Annotated in this window: 16 protein-coding genes and 2 pseudogenes; 14 read left to right on the forward strand and 4 right to left on the reverse strand. The window is 69.9% G+C overall.

The annotated features are described in order from the left end of the window. The first annotated feature begins 107 nt into the window (after positions 1-107). Genes AB0F71_RS31790 through AB0F71_RS31800 form a run of 3 tightly spaced genes read left to right on the forward strand, consistent with a single transcriptional unit; the run spans position 108 to position 4497 of the window. Positions 108-1286, forward strand: coding sequence for a tyrosine-type recombinase/integrase (locus tag AB0F71_RS31790; RefSeq protein WP_360241716.1), 1179 nt, complete (start codon positions 108-110; stop codon positions 1284-1286). Continuing rightward, entirely contained in the window at positions 1283-3910 is a 2628-nt protein-coding gene (locus AB0F71_RS31795) for a site-specific integrase (protein ID WP_360241720.1), read from the forward strand. Before AB0F71_RS31790 ends, AB0F71_RS31795 begins: the two co-directional genes overlap by 4 nt. Beyond that, positions 3907-4497 (forward strand): DUF6262 family protein, encoded by a 591-nt coding sequence (locus tag AB0F71_RS31800; RefSeq protein ID WP_360241723.1) that lies wholly within the window; start codon positions 3907-3909, stop codon positions 4495-4497. The genes AB0F71_RS31795 and AB0F71_RS31800 overlap by 4 nt, the downstream gene beginning before the upstream one ends. Before the next feature lie 81 nt (positions 4498-4578). On the opposite strand, the gene AB0F71_RS31805 is transcribed toward AB0F71_RS31800, so the two are convergent. Continuing rightward, entirely contained in the window at positions 4579-4995 is a 417-nt protein-coding gene (locus AB0F71_RS31805; protein WP_360241726.1) for a nuclear transport factor 2 family protein, read from the reverse strand. 58 nt (positions 4996-5053) lie between these two features. Beyond that, positions 5054-5920, reverse strand: a complete 867-nt coding sequence (locus AB0F71_RS31810) for an RNA polymerase sigma-70 factor (RefSeq protein WP_360241813.1) — start codon at positions 5918-5920, stop codon at positions 5054-5056. Between the two features lie 232 nt (positions 5921-6152). Here AB0F71_RS31810 and AB0F71_RS31815 point away from each other — a divergent pair, with 232 nt between their 5' ends. The 6 genes and pseudogenes from AB0F71_RS31815 to AB0F71_RS31840 all read left to right on the forward strand — a co-directional run bounded on the left by AB0F71_RS31815 (position 6153) and on the right by AB0F71_RS31840 (position 9485). Continuing rightward, complete coding sequence (locus tag AB0F71_RS31815; protein ID WP_360241729.1) at positions 6153-6635, forward strand: carboxymuconolactone decarboxylase family protein; 483 nt, start codon at positions 6153-6155, stop codon at positions 6633-6635. A gap of 155 nt (positions 6636-6790) precedes the next feature. Further along, positions 6791-7078 (forward strand): annotated as a pseudogene (locus AB0F71_RS31820) (integrase); the annotation flags it as partial. Between the two features lie 145 nt (positions 7079-7223). Beyond that, a complete protein-coding gene (locus AB0F71_RS31825; RefSeq protein ID WP_360241816.1) occupies positions 7224-7526 on the forward strand; it encodes a hypothetical protein in 303 nt (100 codons plus the stop codon). A gap of 14 nt (positions 7527-7540) precedes the next feature. Continuing rightward, positions 7541-8571, forward strand: a pseudogene (locus AB0F71_RS31830) (TniB family NTP-binding protein). Then, positions 8568-9170 carry a hypothetical protein gene (locus AB0F71_RS31835; RefSeq protein ID WP_360241732.1) on the forward strand — a complete coding sequence of 201 codons (603 nt, stop codon included), beginning with the start codon at positions 8568-8570 and terminating at the stop codon, positions 9168-9170. The pseudogene AB0F71_RS31830 and the gene AB0F71_RS31835 overlap by 4 nt, the downstream one beginning before the upstream one ends. A 48-nt stretch (positions 9171-9218) precedes the next feature. Then, positions 9219-9485, forward strand: coding sequence for a hypothetical protein (locus AB0F71_RS31840; RefSeq protein WP_360241735.1), 267 nt, complete (start codon positions 9219-9221; stop codon positions 9483-9485). A gap of 49 nt (positions 9486-9534) precedes the next feature. On the opposite strand, the gene AB0F71_RS31845 is transcribed toward AB0F71_RS31840, so the two are convergent. Beyond that, positions 9535-10311: a hypothetical protein gene (locus AB0F71_RS31845; protein WP_360241739.1), complete on the reverse strand. Its 777-nt coding sequence runs from the start codon at positions 10309-10311 to the stop codon at positions 9535-9537. A 250-nt stretch (positions 10312-10561) separates the two neighbouring features. Here AB0F71_RS31845 and AB0F71_RS31850 point away from each other — a divergent pair, with 250 nt between their 5' ends. The 5 genes from AB0F71_RS31850 (at position 10562) to AB0F71_RS31870 (ending at position 15651) form a co-directional block, all read left to right on the forward strand. Then, on the forward strand, positions 10562-11401 hold the full coding sequence (locus tag AB0F71_RS31850; RefSeq protein ID WP_360241742.1) for a TnsA-like heteromeric transposase endonuclease subunit: 840 nt from the start codon (positions 10562-10564) through the stop codon (positions 11399-11401). A 266-nt stretch (positions 11402-11667) separates the two neighbouring features. Continuing rightward, the gene (locus tag AB0F71_RS31855; protein WP_360241745.1) at positions 11668-12777 is read left to right on the forward strand and encodes a hypothetical protein; all 1110 of its coding nucleotides are present in this window, start codon (positions 11668-11670) and stop codon (positions 12775-12777) included. An 11-nt stretch (positions 12778-12788) separates the two neighbouring features. Beyond that, complete coding sequence (locus AB0F71_RS31860) at positions 12789-13721, forward strand: hypothetical protein (protein ID WP_360241748.1); 933 nt, start codon at positions 12789-12791, stop codon at positions 13719-13721. Positions 13722-13804: 83 nt separating this feature from the next. After that, positions 13805-15181, forward strand: a complete 1377-nt coding sequence (locus AB0F71_RS31865) for an AAA family ATPase (RefSeq protein WP_360241751.1) — start codon at positions 13805-13807, stop codon at positions 15179-15181. Positions 15182-15237: 56 nt separating this feature from the next. After that, on the forward strand, positions 15238-15651 hold the full coding sequence (locus AB0F71_RS31870; protein WP_360241754.1) for a DUF4259 domain-containing protein: 414 nt from the start codon (positions 15238-15240) through the stop codon (positions 15649-15651). Positions 15652-15668: 17 nt separating this feature from the next. On the opposite strand, the gene AB0F71_RS31875 is transcribed toward AB0F71_RS31870, so the two are convergent. Continuing rightward, complete coding sequence (locus AB0F71_RS31875) at positions 15669-16748, reverse strand: hypothetical protein (protein ID WP_360241757.1); 1080 nt, start codon at positions 16746-16748, stop codon at positions 15669-15671. Positions 16749-16766: the final 18 nt, after the last annotated feature.

Below are 16766 nucleotides of genomic sequence, written 5' to 3' on the forward strand. Positions count from 1 at the left end.
TGTGCTGCCCGTGATGTCCGTCTGGGCCTGTGACATGGACGTCGCGGGCTCGTTTACCGACCGGGACCGGGACGTCGGTCATGTTCCGGAGTCGGTACGGAGGACGAGTGGGACGGCACGTAGTCATCAGGGATTTGAGGGTCCAGCAGATCGAGCACAAGGGCGGGCGGCGGTCCTGGACGATCCTCTGGCCCGAGGGCACGGTGCACGCCGAGGCGGACCGGTTCCTACGGCAGCACGACGGCTCGGGCACGCAACGGACCTACGCGTATCTACTGGTGGACCATCTGCGCTGGCTGGAGCGTGAGTGCCTGACCTTCGAGCTGGTCCAACTGCGCGACTTGGAGCGGTACATGGGCATGGTCGGGGCCGAGGTCCGTATGCCGCTCGGGGAGCCGTGGCGGGTGGGCAAGCGCCCCTACGGCCGGTCCGCCGTGTCGGCGGCGGCCTCCTGCCTTAAGGGCTTCTACCTGCACCAGGCGTCCCTCGGCGTCAACGTCGAGCTCGGCGAGAAGCTCGACGGCACGCGGCTGCCGTCCCGGGTGGACCGCCGCCGCTCGCTCCTCGGGCACGTGAAGACGGCCATGCCCGCGAACCCGCTCGCGCCGAAGGGGCCGCACCGCCGGCATCCGAAGATGCTGCCGGACGGTTCCCGTGAGCGGCTGCTGGAGACGGTGAACTCGGCCCGGGACCGGCTTCTGGTGACCTGGCTGGCCGACGGCGGACTTCGGATCGGCGAGCTCTGCGGGCTGCACCTGGTCGACCTCCACCTGCGCGAGAACGCGGCCTGCGGTGAGTGCCGCAGCCCCCACCTGCACGTCTGCCACCGCGCGGACAACCTGAACCGGGCCGAGGCGAAGACCAAGCACCCCTGGCGGATCGAGCACGGCACGATCACCGGCGGCCTGATCAAACGGGTCAGCCCGGCGATGGTGCACACCTACTTCGACTACCTCACCGGCGAGTACCCGAGCGGTGCCCGGCACGGCATGCTCCTGGTCCAGCTGCACGGCGCCGACGCGGGCCGGCCCTGGGCCCCGGTCGGGGCCCGGCGGATGCTCGGCCGTGCAGGGAAGCGCGCCGGACTCGGCACCGTGAAGCCCCATGCTTTCCGGCACACCTTCACCTCCGCCGTCCTCGACGCCGCCGACGGAAACCTGCTAATCGCCCGGGACGCCGGCGGCTGGGCCTCGGCCGCCACGGTCGACGAGGTCTACGGCCACGTCGACATCCACGATCCCGCCTTCGACGCGGCCCTGCGCACGGTCTGGGGTGAGCCGAAGTGACTGTGACGTCCCTGCTGCCGCAGCAGGACACCCGCACCGGCCGGGACCGGCTGGAAGTCCTCACCGCGCTGATCGGTGCCCCATCGTTCGACCCGCTGTTCCGCCCCGACATCGTCAAGGTCCCGCCGAACCATCCCGTCTACCGGTGGAACTGCCTGGCCGCGGACTGCGAGAGGTCCACGATGGGGCACGGCGACCTGTGCTCGGCCCACGAGATGCTCTGGCGCGAGCACCGCGACCGTGGAGGAACGCGAGCCGAGTTCTTCCGCGCCGCGCCGCCCGTCGGTCCCGGTGAGGGGGTCGAGCAACGGTCGTGCCGGATTTGCCCTGGGCGGCCCGCCCGTCACCTCACGCTGGAGCTCTGCCACTACCACGAGTACCGCTGGTATCACCATCGCGACCGGCACGGTGACGACGCTGACTTCGACGCCTGGCTCCTCGATCAGAACTCGCTGCCCGGCTTCGGCAGTTGCCGGGTCCAGGTCTGCCCGGAACTGGCGGATTCCCCGCTCGGTCTGTGCTTCCGCCACGACCGCCGCTACCGCCGACAGGGCAGGCCAGGGGGAGCGACCTTGCCCTCTCAGTGGGGCAACCGCTACGGCCGGCGCGGCCTGGCCGCGCCGGCCAGCTACGATGACGAACACGCCTTCGAGCGCTGGTGCGCGAGTGCCCCGGCGGTGCTCCGGCCCGCGCAGGTCAACCTCCGGGGGCTTCATCCGCTGCTGCGGGCCGAGATCAAGTGGGGCCTGTTCGCCCACACCCAGAAGGCACACGGCCGCTGGGAACTGGTCACCTGGCAGGGCCTGGCGAACTTCGCCCGCGAGCACGGTCTCCGGTCGCTGACAGACGCAGGCCCCGAAGAGGAACGGCTTCTGCAGAACGCGGTCAGCCGTGAGACGGTCCACATCGTGCGGGCCGTGACCGGCTGGCTGCACCCCCTCTACGTGACGCCGGCCGAGACGCGCGAGCTCGGATACATCCTCACCGAGCACTCCGGGCGGAAGCTCACCGGCCGCTCGGTCCAGATGGACCTCACCGGCATCTCCCAGCGGTGGCTGCGCGATCTGATCTGGGACCACTTGGTCGCGATCCTGCGTTCTCCCAGCTGCCCGCGCAGTGGGGGCACCTTCGACGACATGCGCCGCGCTGGTCTGGAGCTGAGCACTTTCCTGGAACTCCATGCTCCCGCCGGCGGCCACGACCCGCAGGTGCTGACGGCCGAGCACATGCACCAGTTCGTCGCCGACCAGCGGCAGCGCGAGCGGGACGGTCTCGTCTCGCTGGCGGCCAGAGGCGTCCACGGCAAGCCGTCGATCGTGACCGCCAACACCCGACAGCGCGTCTTCCACCGCACCCGGCGGCTCCTGCGTGGGGCCCTGGAGTCGGGAGAGGCCCAACGCCTCGGCCTGGACCGGGCCTTCATCGCCGCCATGCCTGCCCCAGGGCGGATGGTCAGCCACTCTCGGTCGCCGTTCGCCGACGGTGTCGCTCGCGCGCTCGCCGACGAGACCAACCTGCGCAGGCTCGCCGAGTCTTACGACCCGTTCGACCGCGGCCTGCGGGACGCCTGGGAGACGATCATCGTCACCGGCCGCCGCTGCGGCGAGGTCCTCAAGCTCCGTCTGGAGTGCCTCGGCCGCTACGGCGGACTGCCGATGCTCTGGCACGACCAGACCAAGGTCGGCAACTACGATCAGGCCCTGCGGATCCCCGAGCGGGTCCACCAACTCCTGGAAGCACGCCAGCGCAAGACCCTGACCCTGTTCGAGACCCGCAACAACCGGCCACCCACCGTCGAGGAACGTGCCCAGATGGCGCTGTTCCCCACGAACATCCGGAACCGCGACGGGCGCCAGCCGCTGTCCTACAAGTGGTTCCACAAGGGCTTCAAGCTCTGGATCGACGAGCTCGACATCGGCCGCTGGGTCCCTCACCAGGCCCGGCACTCGCTGGCGACCAGCCTGCTGGCCGGGGCCAGCCTGACCCACGTCCGCCGCTACCTCGGCCACGTCTCCGAGAGGATGGCCGAGCGCTACATCCACCTGACCCAGTCCGACCTGGAGGACGTCCTCCAGCACGTCTGGGTCGCCGGCCCCGGGAGCGCCAACCCCGGCGAACTCCTTACCGAGCCGACGACCTCGCTCACCCGCGAGCAGGCCCAGGCCATCGCCGTCGACCTTTCTCGCCGCAGCACCCCGGCCGAGGGCGGCTTCTGCACCTTCCAGCCCGTCGTCGACGGCGCGGCCTGCCCCTGGAACCTCGACTGCCACAACTGCGACAAGTTCGTGCTCTCCGGCGCCGACCTGCTCTACTGGCGGCGCAAGCGCGAGCAGTGGCGGCTGCTGGCCGAAGGCGCCCCCGACGACGCCACCGCTGACTACCTCCACCGCTACTTCGAGCCCACTGCCCGCGCCATCGACGGCCTGGAGAAAGCCCTCGCGGGACTCGGCTTCCTTCACGACGCCCTCGCCCTGGACCTGCGCAAACCACAGGACTACTTCCACCGGATCTGGTCCACCGCCTTCCGCGCCGCCGACCTCGCCGACGCGGGCAACGACGAACAGGACGAGTACAGCGATACCTGCACAGCCGCGAACGACGACCCTGAACAGGAAGTTCCATGAGCACCACCACCATTCCCGAGCCCCGCACCGCGGCGGCCCTGGTCGCCCGCCGCCGCAAGACCGAGACCGCACTGGAGCGGGTCCACCAGGCCATCGGCAAGCTCCGACGCGAGAAGGCCCAGATCAGCGTCGCCGCCGTCGCCCGCCGGGCGGATGTCTCGCGGACCTTCCTCTATGACAACGTCGAGGCCCGAGCAGCGGTCGCCGCGGCAATGGCCGAGGCTGGCGAACGCCGGACCCAGGTTCTTGCCGAGCAGGACGACGAGCGCGAGGCGACCTGGCGCGAACGTGCCCTCAACGCTGAGGAAGGTCTCAAGACCGCCCAGGCCGAGATCCTCACCCAGCGCACCCGCATCGGCGAACTCCTCGGCCAGATCCGCGACTTGCAGGCCGAATGGACCGAGGAAGCCATCCAACGGATCACCACCGAGAACACCACACTCAAACAGCGCGTCCGCCACCTCACCGTCGACAACCGCACCCTCGACGAGCGGCTCAAGGCCGCCCGCTCCAACCTCCGCTTCCAAGACCGACGCGTCGCCGACCTCGAAGCCCGCATTGCAGAATCGGACCGACAACATGAGTAGGTGTTTTCGGACACTGGGACAGGGATCAATCGAAGTGGGCGAGGCCAGGCTCAGCAATTCATGGCTCGCATCGCTACCGCGTCACCCCAGTCGCGTCACGCCATTCAAGGGAACGCGTCGAGGTGACACCTTGCGATAGCAGATCCGCCAGCCGTCGCCTGTGCGCACCACAGTGTCGTCGTAGGTCACGGATCCGCACGTCCCATCTGCTTTGATGCCCAGCCCCTTGGATCGGACGGACACTTGGTCGTCCTGAGGAGGGGCGATGACGATATTGGTGACGTGGTGCGCGACAGGATTGGCGTCGCCCAGTGCCAGCGCGGCTTCCCTGACGGCCACCACCCCGGCGAGTCGGCCCTGACCGAAGTCGGTCAGGTCGTAGATGACGTCGGAGGTGAACAGCTTCTCCAGTCCGTCCAGGTCACCATCATCGACCACGTGCCCATGTGACGAGATCAGCTCTGCGATGGCCAAGCGGTCTGCGAGCGTAATCTCCATGTGGTCTCCTCCCTCGGTCCGGTCGTTAGCTGGGTGATGATGCCATGGCGCCCAAGACTCAGCGTCGCAGGGCGGTCTCCCGATCCATACGCGACAACTTCTCGGGGTTGCGCACCGCGTAGAGCCCGGTGATGAGACCGTCGTCGATGCGCAGCGCCATGACAGTGTCGAGCTCGCCGTCGAGGCGGACAACCAGCGCCGGGCAGCCGTTGACGGATGCCGGCCGCAGCGACACCGCGGCAGCGATCCTGCCCAACACGTGAGCCACCGGCTCGGCCCCCACGACGGGCGTCAGCGCGGCCCGTACGACTCCGCCGCCGTCACCCAAGAGGACAACGTCCGGCGCGAGGATGCCGAGCAGGTTCTGCAGATCGCCCGTTTCGATCGCCTGTTGGAACGCCTCGAGCGCGCGGCGGGTCTCGGAAACGGAAACGATCCCGCGCGGCCGGCGCGCGGCGACGTGAGCTCGTGCCCGGTGGGCGATCTGGCGGACCGCGGCCGGACTCTTGTCGACGGCTTCGGCGATCTCGTCGTACTCGAGGTCGAACACCTCGCGCAGCACGAACACCGCCCGCTCGGTCGGCGCGAGCGTCTCCAGCACCAGCAGCATCGCCATCGAGACGCTGTCGGCCAGCTCGACGTCCTCGGCCACGTCGGGCGCGGTCAGCAGCGGCTCGGGCAGCCAGGGGCCGACGTAGGACTCCCTGCGGCGCCCCAGCGTACGCAGCCGGCTCAGCGCCTGGCGGGTGGTGATCCGGACCAGGTAGGCACGCTGGTCCCGCACAGTGTCGAGGTCGACGCCCACCCACCGCAGCCAGGCCTCCTGCAGGACGTCCTCCGCGTCGGCGGCCGAGCCGAGCATCTCGTAGGCGACGGTGAAGAGCAGGTTGCGGTGGGCGATGAACGTCTCGGTGGCAGAGTCCATGCGGCCGCCCGGAGGGAGCGGCTCGGGGGCGTCCGTGGTGTGCTCACTCAATGTCGGCTCCTGCCCTTCCGTTCTCGGATGTACCGCACACGAGACGCCGGTCCCCACCGCTTTGTGACACCCGCAGCCAGTGGTGCACGTCACATCGCCGCGTCGTCACAAGGACCGGGCTATCGGCATCTTGTGTCCGTCCCGTGCGGCTGCACACGACACCACGAGTGAGGACCGACCGATGGAACCCCGATTCAACCTGTTCGACAGCCCGACCGCCGCGAAGGTCGCCAAGCGGTTCTACAACGCCTCGTTGGCGCTCCGGGAGTCGACGCTGCCGAAGACCGTGCAGGAACTGGTGGAGTTGCGCGCCAGCCAGATCAACGGCTGCGGCTTCTGTGTCGACATCCACACGAAGGAGGCCGCGGCCGCCGGGGAAACGCCGCTGAGGCTCAACCTGGTCGCCGCCTGGCGCCACACCACCGTGTTCACCGAGGCCGAGCGTGCCGCTCTAGCGCTCACCGAGGAGGGCACCCGGCTCGCCGACGCCGACCAGGGCGTGTCCGACGAGACCTGGGCCGAGGTACGCAAGCACTACGACGACGACCAGGTCGGTGCGCTGGTGTGCCTGGTCGCCATGATCAACGCGGCCAACCGGATGAGCGTGATCCTGCACAACCAGGGGGGCTCTTACGAGCCCGGCATGTTCGCCGCGCTCGACTGAGTGCGACGGTTGGAAGACTGGGCACTCATGGGACGGCCCGTCCACCGTCCCGGTGGACGGGCCGTCCCATGAGATCACCCTGACGAGCTACGACAACGACCCCAACTCCCCGTCCCGGACATGTAGTCTATGAATCGTCGCAGTTCAGAGCCGGTTTGCGCGCTCCTGCGGTCGGTAAACACGGCTGGCAGAACCGGCCGCACGACAGCCTGCGCGACCCCGCGCACCCGAGCCGCACGTTCACCCCGAACGAGAAGTACGCGACCCTCGTCGAGGCCTGCGGCTACGTCCCCGTCGCGCTCGCCGGCGACGACTACATCGAGCTGCTGCCCACCGAGTGGCGCGCGGTCAACGACTACGGCATCAAGTTCAAGCACCGCGTCTACGACACCCCCGGCCTCGACGCGCTCCGCCGCCAGGGCTCCGGCATCACCGCCAAGCGCGGCCCGTGGGAGATCCACCGCGACCCCTACGACGTCTCCCGGATCTGGGTACGCGACCACCGCGCCGGAGGCCGGCCCTGGATCGAAGCGACCTGGAAGCATCTGCACCGGGCCCCGGTCCCCTTCGGCGAACTCGCCTGGGACCATGTCCGCCACCAGCGCCCCCGGCGCCACCGAGCCCGAGATCGCCGACGCGGTCGCCGCCCTGCTCACCCGCGCCCACGCCGGACCCGACCGGCCCGCCGCGGGCAAGTCGGGCCGGCGCGACCGGCGGGTCGCCGCCCGCACCCGCGCGACCGCCACCGCGGCCGCCGTCCCGCCGAGGGACTCCCCCACGCCGCCCGCACCGGCTCCGGAGCCCGAGCCCGCAGACGGCGGCCGGCCGCTGGACAAGGTCATCCCGCTCGGCCTGTTCGACCCCCTGGAAGACCCCTGGAGACGCACGTGACCGCCCGCCCCACCATCACCGACCCCGCCGACCGGGACGGTGACGAGGCGGCCGGGCGGCACCTGACCACGCTGGAGGGCTGGCGGCAGTTCACCGCCGATCCGCCCCCGCCCGCCGAGGCTGCTGTCCCGGCGGCGGTACGACGCGCTCGGCGACCTGGAGCGGACGCTCTACGACGAGGCCCGCCTCGACCACCACGCCCGCCGGCGGGTCGTCGCCACCTCCACGGTCCGGCACGCGGTCACCTGCGGGCGGCGTCTGGTCCTGCTGAACCGGCACGCCGTCAGCGCCCGGCGCGGGCTGATCCTCTCCGGTCCGGCCGGCACCGGCAAGACCATCGCCATCACCCAGCTCGGCCGCGCCCACGAACTCCTCGACCGCGCCCGCTACCCCGGCCGCGGCGAGCGTATCCCGGTCGTCTACATCACCGTCCCGCCCGCCGCGACGCCCGCGGATGCTCGCCGCCGAGTTTGCCCGCTTCCTCGGCCTGCCGGTCACGCGGAGCGCGAACATCACCGACATCACCGAGGCCGTCGTCGGCGTCTGCACCGACACCCGCACCGGCCTGGTCCTGGTCGACGAGTTGCACAACATCTCCCTGACGAGCCGCTCCGGTGCCGAGGTCGCCGACACCCTCAAGTACTTCTCCGAGCGCATCCCCGCCACGTTCGTCTACGCCGGCATCGACATCGAGCGCAGCAACCTGCTGTCCGGGACCCGCGGCGCACAGATCGCCGGCCGCTTCACCCTGCTGCCCACCAGCCCCTTCCCCTACGGCGAGGAATGGACCGCCCTGGTCGCCACCTTCGAGCAGCACCTCCTGCTCCACGACCACCGGCCGGGCACCCTCGCCGTCCTCGACCGCCACCTCCACCACCGCACCGGCGGCATGATCGGCGCCCTGTCCCACCAGATCCGCGGCGCCGCCATCGACGCGATCCTCACCGGCACCGAGGAGATCACCAAGAGTGGCCTGGACGCCATCCCGCTCGACCACGCCGCCCAGACCAGTGCCAGCACCCCGCCCTCCGGCCGCCGCCGATGACCGACCCGAGCACCCGGCCGCCGCTGCGGCCCCTGCCGGTCCGTGTCCCTCCGCGGCTCGGCGAGGGCACCGACAGCTACCTCCGCCGCCTCGCGCGGGCCAACCACCTCAAACCCAGCTATCTGAACGCCCTGACCAGTCCGAGGTCCAACATCGGCAAGCCCGACATCACCCTCCTCGCCCAGCTCGCCGGACGCCGCCCGGCCGACCTGCGACGTGCCCTCTCCGATGCCCCCGGCAGGCCGCAGCCCGAACAGCACAAGCCCGCGGACCTGCGCGAGGCCGGGCAGAGTGAGCTCATCCGCGGGATCGACCTGCTTCTCGCGCTGGCACCGCCGCGCAACGGCGTCCCCTGGCGGCTGGCCGCCCGGCGCCACGGACTACGTCGCAAGGACCTGCGCCGGGCCCTTCAGCAGCAACCCGTCCGTCGGCTGGCCCGGGCCGTGCCTGCCGACGACACCCAGCGCCGCCGCATCCGCGCTCTGGCCGGGGCCGGCCGGTCGACGGCGCAGATCTGGGCTCGGATGATGGACGACCACGACACACCGCTCACCTACTCCGCCATCAACGCCTTCCTCCAGCGTGTCCGCCACATGTGATTGGGTGCGCTCAGATTTCCGCGGCCACTGCCTTCGAGAGGATCGTCCATGTCGCAGTACCCGTCGCTGACCCGTGCCCTGGCGGACGCGCTCGTGGATCTCACCAGGTTCGTCGAGAGCGCGGACGACGACCTCATGGATCAGGACGATGCGGTGAAGGCGCTGGAGGGCGTCGGCGCAGTGGTGGATCGCCTGTCCAGCACCCAGCGCGCGAAGTTCCAGCAGGTGATCGACGCAATGACCGAAGCCGAGACCGATCCCGGCTGCCGTAAATTCCTGGCAGCGTTCCCGGACGGGTTCGGACTCGTGGAGTAGTGGCCAATCACTCCAGGCTGGGCACGGGACCCGCACTGCCCACGGGGTGTCACCGCCCGGCGCGCAGCCCGCTGAGTCCGGCTCCGACCCTGGTCAGCATCTGGCCGAGGAGGTGGAGGGCCCGTGCCCGTGTCGGCGCTCCTCGCGCCGTTCCCGTCCAGTAGGTGTCGGTGAGGTTCTCGGTCATCGTGAGGATCCGGTCCTCGTCCTGAGTAGCAAGCACGAGGACGAGGCGCACGTAGTCACCGATGTCGCTGCCCTGCGGGTGCTGGTGGATGAAGGTCTGCAGGCGTGGGAGCAGGGCGGGCAGGGTGCGTTTGGTGGGGAGGACAACGGCGAGGCCCGCGAGGGCCAGCCGAACCGCCGGGCATTCGGCCGGCCAACGGGTCAGCAGATCCGGCGTGCGGGCCTGAACCGCGCCGCGGGCCCGGGCCTCGCTGTCGGGATCGGCATGTCGCGGGGTGGCCGGCCAGGCCTCGGCGAGATGGCGCTCGGCGACGGTGGCGGCCCTGAACAGCAGGCCGACGGCCTGGAACCGGTGTCGGGCAGGGACCCGGTCGTCGACAGCCAGGGTCGCGAGCAGGGCGAGGCCGTCGGCAGTAGTCGGCTGACAGGCGTCCTGGTGGAGGATCTCGTTGTAGAAGTCCCCGAGGAAGCCCCGGTCGTCCCAGGAGGAGTCGGTCCCGGCGTCGAACAGCATCGCGGCCTGGGGCGGCCTGCGGCCCGGCAGGCGGTCGGCGACGACGTCCCGGAAGAGCTGGCGGATCGGCGGACCGAAAGCACCCGCGCCGCACCGGACCTGCTCGGCTTCGGCATGCATATCCATGACCAGCGCAGCCTACTGGAGCATCCCGGGCCAGCAGCCTGCCGCCCTGGCCGACGAGCAGGGCGTCAGCCCCCACCTGCTCCGGTGAAGCCGAACCTCGTGATCACAGCTAACCGTTCTGATGTGATCAAGATCGCCTGGGAAACGGTCAAGATCATTTGACACAGGACACCTGGTCACATGACGCTGAGTTACGAACAGTTCCGGTGAACCGGTCCCGGCGCGTACGCGGTGCTGGTCGTGCGGGTGCATGGGTTCTTCGACAAAGGCGGTGGTCCGGTCCGACTCGTGCGGGCTGGACATGCTGTTCGTGGCGTACGCGGGCGACGAGGCGGTACGGGACCGGCTGCGACTGCCCGAGGGTTGGCAGCGGCGGTGGGTCACGTCGTGGCAGGTCGGTGAAGGTTCGGTCGCGTGGCCGGTGAGCGAGCTCGGCTCGGAGCCGATCGGCTCGTCGTCACCGGTTCGCCGGTTCACCTGGAGGGCGAGGCAGGGGCACCGGCCAGGGCTGCAGTTCATGGTCTCCACGGGCCGCCACCACGGCTTCGAGTCCCTGGAGGAACAGCGTCTGCTGCTCGCGTTGGACTTCGTCCGCGTCGCTGACGTGCTGAGCCAGCCGTTCGAGTTGGACTTCGAGCACGAGGGAGGACGTAGTCGGCACACCCCGGACTTCCTGGCGGTGCTGCCCGGCGGGGGCCGCTGGTTGTTCGATGTCCGGCCCGAGCGGCTGATCGAACCGCTGGACGCCGTGAAATTCGCGGCGGCCCGGGAGGTGGCAGAGGCCTGCGGCTGGCAGTACTCGGTAGTGGCCGGATGGCGGCCGCACGCCCCCAGCGTTCTGGACTTCCTGTCGTCCCAGCGCCGCCCACTGCGGGATCCGATGCAACTCCAGCGCCAACTGCTGACGTCCGTCGGGCGGGCCGGAGAGGTCACCTTCGGGGAGGCGGCGGAAGCCACGTCGTTGCCGGCGGTCGCCCGCGCGCACGCGGCCCACCTGCTCTGGCACCGACAACTGGGCACGGATCTGGGCCGCCCCATGGGCGACGGCTCACCGGTCTGGCTCGGTTCCCCACTTCGGCGGCACCCGTGACGGGCGGCAGGGGGCTTCGCGATCTCGCCGTCGGCGGCCGGTTCCTGCTGAACGGGGCCGAGTGGCTGGTCGAGTCGGTCGAGCCCCAGCACGGCCGGCTCCGCCTGGTCCACGAGGACAGACGGGCGGAGGAACGGACGATCCGCTGGCTGATCCACCACCCGGACATCCGGCCGGCTGGCGCCAGAAGGCCGGATCAGCGGCCGCCAGCCGCGGGGCAGCCCCGCGGCCAGTCTGATCTGACGGACACCCGGCTGAGGCAAGCCATGATCAGGGCCGAACACGTCAGGGAGGCGGCGACCGGCTTCCGCGACGGCCACCCGTCCCGGGCCCGGCCCGGGGAGCCCAGGCCGGCCTACGCCCCTGACCGGACGACGCCGACCCAGCGGCGGCGGGCCAAGGTCGACGAGCTGAGCGCGATGCCCGCACACGAAGCGGAGATGCTGGGGCTGAAGGGTCTGGGCCTGCGGACCCTGCAGGGCCTGACCGCATTGGAGGGCGAGAGCCTGCTTCTGGCCTGCGCGGACGGCCGCTGGACCCGGCGCCGGACCGGCCACCGAAGCGTCACCGAGGAGATCCGCCAGGCGATCTTCGCGGTCAAGAAGGAGTGCGGGCCCCGGTCCCGGATCGGGCTACGGGCGAAGCACCGGCTGCTGCACCAGTACGTCCGCGAGACGTTCCCCGACTTCCCGGTCGACAAGATCCCCTCGCGCTGGACGCTGGCCCGGGTCTGGGAGCAGTGGTTCGGGCCGGGCGGCGGCCGACAGCGCTACCTGCGGACCGCCGAAGCTGCGGCACAGGCCGACGTCGGGCACCGGTTCCTCGTCCACCGGCCGGGGCAGGTCCTCGCACTGGACTCGACGCCGCTGCCCGTCAAACTGCGCGATACGGTGTTCGGCGAGCCGGCTCCGGCGACGCTGACCCTGGGCCTGGACCTGTTCACGCACTCCCTGCCGGCGTTCCGGCTCACCCTGGGCTCGGACACGTCGGTCGACGTTGCGATGCTGCTGCGGGACGTGATGATGCCGCTGCCGATGCGCGAGGGCTGGGGCGAGGACATGGCCTGGCCCTACCCGGGAGTCCCGGCGGAGATCATCGCTGAGTTCGCCGGCCACGAGGTCGCGGGCCTGCCGTTCTTCGCGCCGGAGACAGTCACCACGGACCACGGCGGCCCCTACAAGAACCACGCCCTGGTCGAGGCGGAACGCGAACTGGGCTGCAACATCCGCCCGCGCGGGTTCTTCGCCAGACCGACAAGGTCGCAGTCGAGCGCGTCTTCAGCGCGATCAAGACGTTGCTCTTCGAGCACCTGCTGGGCTTCAGCGGCGCGGACGTCGCCGACCGTGGCGCCGACCCAGAAGCCGACGCGATCCTGACGCTCAGCCAGATGGAAAGCTTGATCGCGGCCTGGATCGTCCAGGTCTGGCAAACGCGCAAGCTTGGCGAGTACGCCCCGGTCTGGGGGCCGGGCGAGGAGCACAGCCCCAACTCGCTGTTCGCCGCCGCGATGCAGCAGGGCGGCTGGTCCATGCAGATCCCCGAGCCGGAGCTCTACTACAAAGTCCTGCGCAAGCACCACGTGAAGATCCATCCGCGTCGCGGGGTCAAGATCCTCAACCTCTGGTACCACGACGACGTCCTGGAGCAGGACCGCTTCTGCGGGTCGTCTCAGCGCGGCGGCAAGCACGCCGGGAAGTGGGTGGTCCGCAGCGACCGCCGCGACCGCCGCCAGGTCTACTTCCAGGACCCCGACGACCACGACAGCTGGCACGTCCTGCGCTGGACCGGCCTGCCGCCCGAGGGCGAGGTCCCCGCGTTCTCCGACACGAGCGTGACGCAGGTGATGGAGCACATCCGGGAGCACGGGCTGGCGCCGCGCTCGGAGGAGGACCTGCTGCCGGTCCTGGTCGAGCTCCTCACGGCCACCACACCGGTCGCGCAGTGGCCGACCCAGAAGGCCGGCAAAGGCAACGCTCAGACCGGCAAGCGGCGCCGGGCCTCGTGGGCCCGCGAGGACTCGCGCGGCCACAGCGCCGCCGCGGACCGGATGGCCGGCAGGCAGCCCACCGCCGACGACCCGGCTGCCACCGCGCCCGCGTCGATCGAGCGGGCCGTCGACGCTTCCCGGCGCCGACGCCGGGAAGCCGCCCGGGTTCGCGAGCCCGCCGCTCCGCCACTGCTGGACGACGCCCTGCATCGGCGGAACCTGTTCCTGCTTCCGGGCGGCCTCGACGAGGACGCCCCCGCCACAACCAAGGAGGACCTGTTAGCCGGGACTCGCTGGCCGAACTGCCCACGCGGGCCCAGATCGCCGAGCTGATCCCTCGCCCCCGCCCCCACCGGGACACCTTCGACGGCTGGCAGCACTTCCGCGCCAGCCGAGGCACCCTGGCGCCGCCGGAGTTGCTCACCGCAGCCAGGCGGGCATCACTGCCGCCGGACCGGCGGGCGGACTACGACCTGTTCCGCCGGCTGACGAACGTCAACCTGCCACTCCAGCAGACCCCGATGTCGGCGAAGGTCGCCCGCTTGATCAACCGACGCCTGAACGGCAACGCGCTCAAGCAGGATGACCCGAGGCTGTCCGGGATCATGATCAGCGCCGCTGGCAACCACGGGAAGACCGCCACCGTCTGCAGCGTCACCGCGGCATTCGAGGACACCTGGCTCAACCTGCACCAATACCTCAACCCGAACGCGGTCGAAGGCACCTTGGACCTCCACGCGCCGGTCGTCTACGTTCAGACCCCGGTGACCGCCAGCCCGAAGAGCCTCTGCCATGCGATCTTGAACTTCTTCGGCCCTCCGGCTCGGTCCCTGACGCTCCCCCAGCTGATCCGGCAGGTCGCCGCCTCACTGCACGACCACGGAGTGCGCGCGCTGATCCTGGGCGACATCAACCGGCTGCGAATGCACCGGGCAGACGACCAGGACGTCCTGGACCTGATCCGCTCACTGATGAGCTTCCAGGTCACCCTGGTTCTGACCGGCGTCAACATCCCCGGCATGGGCCTGCTGAGGCAAGCGAAGTGGGACACGGGGAAACGTCAGTGGATCCTGCCGCCGCTGGAGACCACCCGCGTCCACGGCCTGGAGGTCACCCAGACCGAGCGCCGCTTCGAGATGGTCGAGCTGGACCGCTTCCACTACAGCACCGCCGCGCAGATCGAGGCGTTCACCGATCACCTGCGCGGGATCGAAGTCCACCTGCGGCTCATGAAGGCCAAACCGGGCATGCTCACCGCCGGGACCATGCCCGAGTACCTGTTCCGACCGACATCCCCGCGGTCACCCCAGCCATCGCCGTCCTCCAGCAGGACCTGCTCCACCGCCTTGGACCCCGCCGCCGACCCGGCCGCCTCCTCGGAGTTCTTCGACAACCTGAGTGTCCTGGCCGCGATCATCTCCGCGGCCTGGCCCAACCTCCCCGAGCTGCCAGCTCCAGCCGAACTACTCGATGCCTTCAACGCTCACGCCGAGGAGCAGAGCGCGCTTCTCCCGTACGGACAACGGACTCCCGGCCGACGAAGCCCGACCGGGTGGAGGGCTCTGCCGAACTCCGCGCCGGCCACAGCCGCCCTCCTGGCCATAGCCACCCACTGCCTGCACCTGCCCGGCCCCGACCTCAAGAAGCAACTCGCCGAGTTGCTGGGCCACGTCCCAGGCCGGCACCACGCCGACTGGGGCGGCATCTTCGACTGGACCAAGACCGCCCACCGCTCAACGTCGCTCCGCTTCGAGATCCACGACGCACTGGCCGGACACTTCCCGCCTCGCTGAGTGGCCTGTCGGTGGCCGCTGCGATGATCGCCCCACTACGGCGCGAGGAGATCATCATGGGCACCTGGGACATCGGTCCGTTCGAAAACGACATGGCTGCGGACTTCGCCGACGCCTTGGACGAAGCAGCTGAGAACGAGCGCGAAGTCCTTGTCCGATCGACGCTGATCCGCGCTATCCAGACCCGTGACTACCTTGAAAGTCCTGAGGGAGCTGAGGTCGTTGCCGCCGCCGCTCTCATCGCGGCGCAGTGCCCGGGCGGTGAACCACTCAACACAAGCTACGGCCCCGACGAGGCCCTGCCGATCTTCGCCACCGACCTTCGGCCACTCGCTGTCGAGGCGCTCGACCGAGTGGTCGCCGAGGAGTCCGAGCTCGCCGATCTCTGGGACGAGACAGTGGACGGACCGAAGTGGCGGCAGACCATCAGCCGCATCCGCGCCGTCCTCGCAGGGACTGACCGACAGTAGTTGCCGAGCGAAGGCGCTTACTCGATGGAAACCCAGACATCGTGGAGAGGGTCCTGCCTGCAGACGAAGATGAGCAGTTCGTCGCGGGCACCGCTGAAGCCCGTCGGATCGTGGAACTCCGCATCGTAGCCGCGCTTGGCGGCTCGGAATTGGTCCTCCAGCGGGGTCCAGCTCTGTGCGCCGCGTTCTCCGTGGGGCATGGTCAGAAGCAGGCTCATCTCCGAGCCGCAACTGCACTGGACCGGCCGAGGGCAGTGTGGCCAGTACGGCCATCCACCGGCCTTGAGCCCAGGTGCCACGGAAAGATCGTTGCGGTAGTCGTAGCCGGGCCCCTCCCCGAGGCTTTCCTGCCAGGCGTAAATACGCGACTGCAACGACTCGGGGAGATCCTCGATGTCGGGGTACTCGATGATGCGCTCGGGATTCAGAACGCACGGCTCCAAGACGCAGCCGCCGTCCGCCAGGGCACCGCGTGCCGGGAAAGTCGTGTCCGTGAGCGACCCGGCGGCCCGCCAGATGACCTTCGGAGCCGGCCCGCTGTAATGCTCGTGCATCCCTGGAACGTCAGGATGCCGATACGGGCACCACAAGATCTGAACCAGGTCCGTTCCGGCTGGGAAACGGGCCTCGGGTATGTCGGCAGCGTGAAGCTGAACGACGGGAACCATGACGACCGGTTCGTTAGGTGTGGCCGGTGCCCACGTCTTCACGATTGTCCCACGCGGGGCCCTGGCCCCGGCCGCGTTCAGGAAATCCTGCCGCTTGGCCAGCATCCTCCCCAGGGGCGAGTCCGGGTCGGCAACCTGATCGGGGAACTGAGAGATCATCTGTGCGAACCGCTGTTCGCGGACCTCGTCGGAGTGCCGGAACATCGCCAGTTCCTCAGCGGTGGCCTCTCGATCAATCTGCACCATATGGGGCAGCTGGCAGGTCGGCCACGGCTCACCCGCAGGCCACAGCATCGGCCCGGCCACGGAACTCGCAGCCGACTCCGGTACCCCACGCCGCGGGTGCAGGCGGGTCGCATTCTTCGCATAGACCGCGAGCTCAGGCAGGACAGTGAGGATGTCGACCGGCCGGGCAGGTGTCGTGAACATCCGGCAACGATCTCAGTC

It is taken from the genome of Kitasatospora sp. NPDC028055, from assembly GCF_040637885.1.
Lineage (GTDB): Bacteria > Actinomycetota > Actinomycetes > Streptomycetales > Streptomycetaceae > Kitasatospora.